The sequence below is a fragment of the Megasphaera intestinihominis genome, assembly GCF_040096415.1.
Lineage (GTDB): Bacteria > Bacillota > Negativicutes > Veillonellales > Megasphaeraceae > Megasphaera > Megasphaera intestinihominis.
Map to the genome: position 1 here is coordinate 1 of NZ_JBBMEU010000090.1, position 7,210 is coordinate 7,210.

The following is a 7,210-nucleotide window of genomic DNA, read 5'->3' on the forward strand; positions in this document are numbered from 1 at the left end:
CACCAAAGCCGTGTAACGGCTTTGGTGACTTTGGCCAGCTGGCCGGCGGCTTCAATGGCTTGGACGAAGGCCGGCGGGATGTCTTCTTTTTTCAGGGACTGGCCGATGAGGCGGCCGAGGATGACGCCTTTGTTGCTGTAGAGCCAGGCGAAGTAATAGATGTACAGGGCCTTTTTATTACGCGGGTTGACGTGCCACAAGAGGCGGGCCGGATAGTCGTGGAAGTTGACGTCCAGTTTGCGGCAGGCCTTTTTGATCATGTCTGTCGTGGCCCGGGCGTGTTCGCCGCAGGCCGTGTTGATGATGCGGTCCAGGTCGCGGCGCTGGCCGTGGTCGATCATGGTCTTGGCCAGGTCCATTTCAAAGCAGATTTCGTTGGTGAAGTAGACGCCCCGTTTGCCTTTGTGGCTGCCCTTGACGTCGGCATCGTAGAGGGCGACGACGGGAATCTTGAAGTATTCCAGGAGTTTCTTGATCTTGGAGATGGAACTTTCGCCGCGGGCATTGATGAGGCAGATGCCGTAGTAGTCGAAGGGCAGGTCCAGGGTCTTGGCGAAGTGCTGGAAACAGCCGTATTCCGTTTCCCCTTCGACGATGAGGACGCTCCGCGAATAGAGGGCTTCCTTGACTTCCGGGAAGTGCATGATCAGGTGTTTTTCGATTTCTTCGCTGAAGTGGAAGCCAGCCCCGCAGGCCGCTTTGACCAGGCCCTGCTTGTTGCGGTACAGGCGGATGATGTGGCGGTAGTCGTCGATGAGGGAATCCGTCGAGTGGGTGACGACGAATAACTGCCCCCGCAGACCGTCGAGGTTGAAAAGGTCCTTGAGGAGCGCACAGAACTGCGGGTCTTCATTGTTCAGGAGCTGCTGGTAATAATGCAGGACCGAGCGCTGCATGTAGGGATGGAGGTGCATTTCCGGTTCATCGATGGAAATGACCAGCGGCAGATAGCGCTTGCCCTCTGCGTCGACGATGACGTTGTGTTCCAACGGTACAGCGCGGCTGATGGACATCATGTAGACCTGGGTGATGACGCACAGGGCGGCCAGGGAAATGAATTTCATGTTGTCCGCCCTGGGCCGGTCCATGCGGCAGAGCATGCGGGACAAGAGGAAGATGTTGACGAAATACGATGAATCGAGGCTGCCGACGGCGACTTCGTGATGGATGAAGGCCTTGGCTTCTTCCGACAGGCCGTCCCAGTGAGCTTCGCTCCATTGGGAGAGCTTCTGTTCCAGGGCGCGGTAAATACGCGGCGGCACGCGCTGTTCTTCCGGCATGGCCGCCGAATAGGACACGTAGCGCAGGCGGCGGATGAGTTCTAACGGCAGTTCTTCGCCGCTGTTGTCGTCGTAGAGATGGGGATACATGTCGCTGACATGCATTTCCATGCGGACGCGCAGGCTCTGACGGTGCTCGCCCGGCGTATCGGCGAAATACTCCTTCTCGCTCTGGAGCAGGTGCAGGTCTAAGGTGATGACGATGGGCCGGGTCACGTCGGCGTAGTCGTCTTCTTCGACATTGCGGCCGGCACTCATGTAGGAAATGAGGCGCAGCAGGCCGCTCTTGCCAATGGCGTTTTCACCGACGATGTAGTTGGCCCTTTCGTGGAAAGTCATTTCGACGTCTTGTAGATTCCGGTAATTTTGAATACGCATGTAAGTAATATACACAAAATCACATCCTTTTCAACATTACTTTTACTATACGTATTCGACAAAAAACGCGCTACTCCCTTCTTTTAGAGAGCAGCGCGTTATTCCTTTTACGTATCGTTCATGGTTTGATGAACGGCCTATGGGTTCAGCAAACATCGTAAAAAACGATGTGACCAATCTCTGGCGGGCGCCCCACGTGGTCGCCCCTACGATGAATGGCCTACGACGAACGACCTACGATCAACGTCCGCTTTCGCGGCACACTTTGGCCAGCCAGTGGGCGATGTCGAAGGTCGTCTGGCCTTCTTTGAGCTGCCAGTGCCAGTTGCCGTCGGCGACGCCGGGCGTGTTCATGCGTCCCGACGACGGCAGGGCCAGGAGGTCCTGCATGGGGATGATGACTGTTTCGGCCCGGCGGCAGTAGGTATAGGCGATGAGGGCGCCGACGATTTCCTGCGGTGCCGCTTCATCGGACAATCCTAGCATCTGGCGGACGTGGAGCTGCTGGCTCGGCGTCAGGTCGTCTTCATACCAGCCGCGGATAGTGTTGTTGTCATGGGTCCCGGTATAGGCGATGCAGTCCGGCTCGGTATCGAAGGCCAGGCGGCCGTCGGCCCGGTCCTTGAGGTGGAACTGGATGACTTTCATGCCCGGCAGGTGCAGGGCATCTTTCAAGGTGCACACATCGTCGGTGATGACGCCCAGGTCTTCGGCGACCAGGCGGATCCTGCCGATTTTCTGATAGACCGCCCGGAAGAGGTCCAGGCCGGGGCCATCTTTCCAAGCGCCGCTCTTGGCCGTTTCCGAACCGGCCGGTACGGCCCAGTAAGCGGCAAAGCCGCGGAAATGGTCGACCCGGACTTCGTCGACGAGGTCCATCATGCGGCGGAAGCGGTCTGTCCACCACTGGTAGTTATCCGCAGCCATGGCCTGGTAATCATAGAGGGGATTGCCCCAGAGCTGGCCGTCGGCACTGAAGTAGTCAGGCGGGACACCGGCGACGGACGACGGATTCCCTGCTTCATCGAGGTCGAACTGGTCCTGATGGGCCCAGCAGTCGGCACTGTTATGGGCGACGAACATGGGCACGTCGCCGAGGATGGACACGCCGTTTTCAGCGGCATAGGCCCGGACATCGTGCCACTGGCGGCTGAAGATGTACTGCATGAATTTGACATGCGATACGGCGCCGGCCAGCTCCTTGCCATACTGGGCCAGGGCTTCCCGGCTGTGATGGCGGATGTCTTCGGGCCATTCCGTCCAGCAACGGCCGCCGAAGAAGTCGCGGACAGCCCGGAAGAGGGCGTAGTCATCGAGCCAGTAGGCATTCTTTTCACAGAAGGCCCGGAACGGTTCCCAGGGAATGGTCAGGTCCGGATCATGTGACATATCCCAGAGGAGTTTGGCCTTATAGGCTGCCAGGCTGTGCCAGGACGCCGTCTTTTTCCCCTGTGCCAGGAAATCGTCTAAGGCTTCCTGTTTCAGCCAGCCCCAGTCGCGCAGGACTTCCAGGGAAATGAGGGCTTCGTTGCCGGCAAAGGCTGATTCCGACAGATACGGCGAATCGCCCATGAGAGGCGGCGTCAGGGGCAGGATCTGCCAGACCCGCTGGCCGGCGGCCTTGAGGAAGTCGACGAAGCGGTACGCTGCCGGCCCTAAGACGCCGTTGCCGCAGGCAGCCGGCAGGGACGTCGGATGCAGGAGGACACCGGCCCGCTTGGTCCCGGCATCTTTCCCCTGGAGGATGACCGCTTTCAACGGCGGCAAAGTTAGGGTGAAGCGGCTGTTCACCGTCGTGACCGGCGTCATGCGCGGATGGAGGGCATTGGTCAGTTTGCCGTAGGCCAAGCCGTCTGTATAGAGGCTGATGTTCCGCAGGGCCGACGGGTTGCGGTTCATGGCGATGATGAAGAAACCGTCTTCAGCGGGCTTGCCGAAGACATCCTTTCCCCCTTCGATGACCCGGGCAAAGGCAAAGACGTCGCCATTGGCGTAGAGCGGGATGAAACGGCCCGTCTGTAAAGCGTCGTGTGCTGTCCGCAGCCGCGTCAGGGCCTTGGTCCAGGCCAGGAGGTCCAGGTCTTCATGGCCCCAGGGATAGGTCCGGCGGTTGTCCGGGTCCTTGCCGCCGGTGACGCCCACTTCGTCGCCGTAGTAGATGCACGGCGCACCGGGCATGGTCATCTGCCAGTCTGCCAGCAGTTTCAGGCGCTTCCGGCCTGTTTCTTCAGCTGTGGCCACGTCGGTGCCGCCGGCCCGGGTGAGGACCGTCAGGATGCGTTCGATATCGTGGCTGCTGATGAGGTTGAGCATGGCATAGAAATTTTCAGGCGGGTAATTTTCGATGAGCCGCGTCAGTTCGGCATTCATGCGCCGCGCATCTTTGGCGCCGGTCATGAAGTCGATCATCAGGGAGCGCTGGGCGTAGTTCATGGCGCTGTCGATATCGTAGCCGCAGAGGTATTCCCGCTGTTCGCTGTAGCTGACCTTGTTCGACGCATCTTCCCAGACTTCGCCGATGAGGACGGCATCGGGCTTTTCCTCTTTCAGGGTATGGTAGAACTGGCGCAGGAAGGGTACGGGCAGCTCGTCGATGACGTCCAGTCGCCAGCCGCTGATGCCTTCGTTCAGCCAGTATTTGAGGACGCTGTCTTCGCTGTTGATGATGAAATCCATGTACGACGGCGTCGTTTCTTCTACGTCCGGCAGGTCCGATACGCCCCACCACGATTCATAGTCGTCGGGATAATGCTTGAAGCGGTACCATTCATAGTACGGCGACTCCTTCGACTGGTAGGCGCCGACGCCGGGATAGTTGCCGAAGCGGTTGAAGTAGATGCTGTCGGCACCGGTATGGCTGAAGACGCCGTCGAGGATGATATGGATGCCTTCTTCCCTGGCAGCCTGACAGAATTCGGCGAACTCTTCATTCGTCCCCAGCATGGGGTCGACGCGGAAGTAATCGGCCGTGCCGTAACGGTGATTGCTGGAACTTTCAAAAATCGGGTTGAGGTAAATGGCCGTAATGCCCAGTTCCTTGAGATAGGGCAATTTTTCCCGGATGCCGGCGATGTTGCCGCCGAAAAAGTCGTAATAGACGATGTCGCCCTGGCCTTCGCGCTTGCAGTAATAGGGCACATCGTCCCAGTCGCTGTGGATGACGGCGCCCTTCTTGCCGTAGAGGCGGCCCGACGTATGGGTACCGTGGCGGAAGCGGTCCGGGAAGATCTGGTAGACGATGGCGTGCTTGAACCAGTCCGGCGTATGGGCGTCCTTATCGTAGACCGTGACCTGATAGGCCGGCGGCACGTCGGGATATTTGGCCCCTTCGCCGCCGAGGCGGTCGTAGTTGTTGCCATAGTAGAAGGTCCTATGGCCATCGTCGATGATGAAATAATACCAGAGCAGACAGCCCTTGGGCGGAATGGTGACGATGCCCGTGAAGATGCCGTCTTCATAACTCATGGGTACAAAGGATTCGCCGACATTGATCTGCCACAGGCGGATGCGGGCCCGGCAGTTCTGAGCATCGCTGCCGCTGGCACGGAGGCGCAGGATGAGCCGGCTCCCGGAAGGAACGGCCCCAAAAGACGAGCGGTAATAGAATTCGTGAGAGTTGTGGTACAATCGTAAGTCCATAAGCGGTCCTTTCGTGGTTGGGGAAAGTAAAAGAGGCTGTCCATGAAGACAGCCTCTTTTTGAGTATTAAGTTTGCAGTGTGTAGTGAATGGTTTTAAATTTAAAGTCATCTGCTACAAACTAAAAACTCCGTACTGCAAACTATAAGTCAAAGGGACTATGCATAATGGCAGAAGCCTTCATGCGACAGTCCCTTTTGAGTTTGCAGTCTTTAGTTTTTAGTGAATAGCTGGAAATGCAAAGCCAATTTCTACAAACTACAAACTCTGAACTACAAACTGTCTTTTATTGTTGTAATACTTTTTCGTACAGGTTCTGGTAGGCTTCGGCCGAGCGGTCCCAGCTGTAGTCGCTGGTCATGGCGTTGCGGACGAGGATATCCCACAGGGCCGTGTCTTCATAGTAACCCATGGCCCGTTTCGTCGTGAACAGCAGTTCGTGGGCGTTGAAGTTCGGGAAGGTCAGGCCATTGCCCTGTTTGCTGTATTTATCGAAGGGATGGACCGTATCCTTGAGGCCGCCCGTTTCGCGGACGATGGGAATGGCGCCGTAGCGCAGGGCGATGAGCTGGCTCAGGCCGCACGGTTCGTACCGCGACGGCATGAGGAACATGTCGGCAGCGGCGTAGACCTTGTGGGCCAGGGCTTCGTTGAAGGTGATGTTCGCCGATACCTTGGTCGGATGGCGGCGGGCCAGTTCGCGGAAGGCTTCTTCATAGCCGGCATCGCCCGTCCCGACCAGGACCAGCTGGACGTCGTCGTCGACGAGTTCATCCATGATGCGCGTGACCAGGTCCAGGCCCTTATCTTCGACGAGGCGCGTGACCATGGCGATCATGGGGACGCCCCGCTTGATGCGCAGGCCCAGTTCGGCCCGCAGGGCATCTTTATTTTCCCGCTTGCCAGCCCGGGCGTTGGCGACGGAATACTGGCGCTTGATATACGGGTCCGTTTCCGGATTGTAGACGTCGATGTCCAGGCCGTTGATGATGCCCGTCACCTTTTCCCCATTGTCGCGGATATAGCCATCCAGGCCTTCGCCAAAGTACGGATAGGTGATTTCCTGGGCATACGACGGACTGACCGTCGTGATGTGGTCGGCGTAGACCATGCCCGACTTCATGTAGTTCACGCAGCCGTCACATTCCAGGCTGCCGTTGTCGAAGAGTTCCTGCGGCAGGCCAATGATGTCGCGCATGATCGACGGCGGATAGATGCCCTGGTATTTCAGGTTGTGAATGGTATAGATGACTTTGATTCCCTTGTAGAAATCATCGTGCCAGAAATCTTCTTTGAGGAAGACGCCCATGAGGCCCGTATGCCAGTCGTTGCAGTGGATGATGTCCGGCTTGAAGCCGATCTTGGGCAGCATGGTCAGGACGGCGCGGCAGAAATAGGCGAAGCGTTCGTCGTCATCGCCGTAGCCGTAGAGGCCGTCGCGCTTGAAATACCATTCGTTGTCGATGAAATAGACGGTCACGCCGTCCTGCTTGATTTCTTCGACACCGTAGTAGAGCTGGCGCCAGACCAGGTTCACGATGCCTGTCGTCACTTCTTTCATCTGCTTCTTCGCTTCTTCAGCGATGCGGCTGTATTTCGGAATGACCAGGCGGACGTCCATGCCCTTCTTGGCTAAAGCCTTGGGCAGTGCGCCCATGACATCGGCCAGCCCGCCTGTTTTGATAAATGGCACTGCTTCTGAGGCCACAAATAATACATTCATCGTATGTCCCCCACTTTCCCTAAGTACCGTATCAGGCGTCTGCTTCCTTTTTGGCAGGACGCCCAGTTCTTCTCTTTCTCGTTGCAGCAGTCTTCTTTTCAGACGCTGCCGTCTTGGCTTTCCCTTTTCCACGGGTCGTCGCCTTCTTTCCCGGCGCCTTGGCCGTTTTCTTTACCGTATCGTCGGCAGAC

3 protein-coding genes are annotated in these 7,210 nt (G+C 57.6%); all 3 read right to left on the bottom strand.

All coding sequences use genetic code 11. The features are described 5' to 3' along the window. Window positions 1-1,658 (bottom strand): ATP-dependent nuclease (locus tag WMO23_RS10510; protein ID WP_349174029.1); only part of this gene is annotated, 1,658 nt, incomplete at its 3' end. 240 nt (window positions 1,659-1,898) lie between these two features. Next, entirely contained in the window at window positions 1,899-5,297 is a 3,399-nt protein-coding gene (gene malQ, locus WMO23_RS10515) for a 4-alpha-glucanotransferase (protein WP_349174031.1), read from the bottom strand. Between the two features lie 285 nt (window positions 5,298-5,582). After that, on the bottom strand, window positions 5,583-7,019 hold the full coding sequence (gene glgA / locus WMO23_RS10520) for a glycogen synthase GlgA (protein ID WP_292281560.1): 1,437 nt from the start codon (window positions 7,017-7,019) through the stop codon (window positions 5,583-5,585). Between the last annotated feature and the right edge of the window lie 191 nt (window positions 7,020-7,210).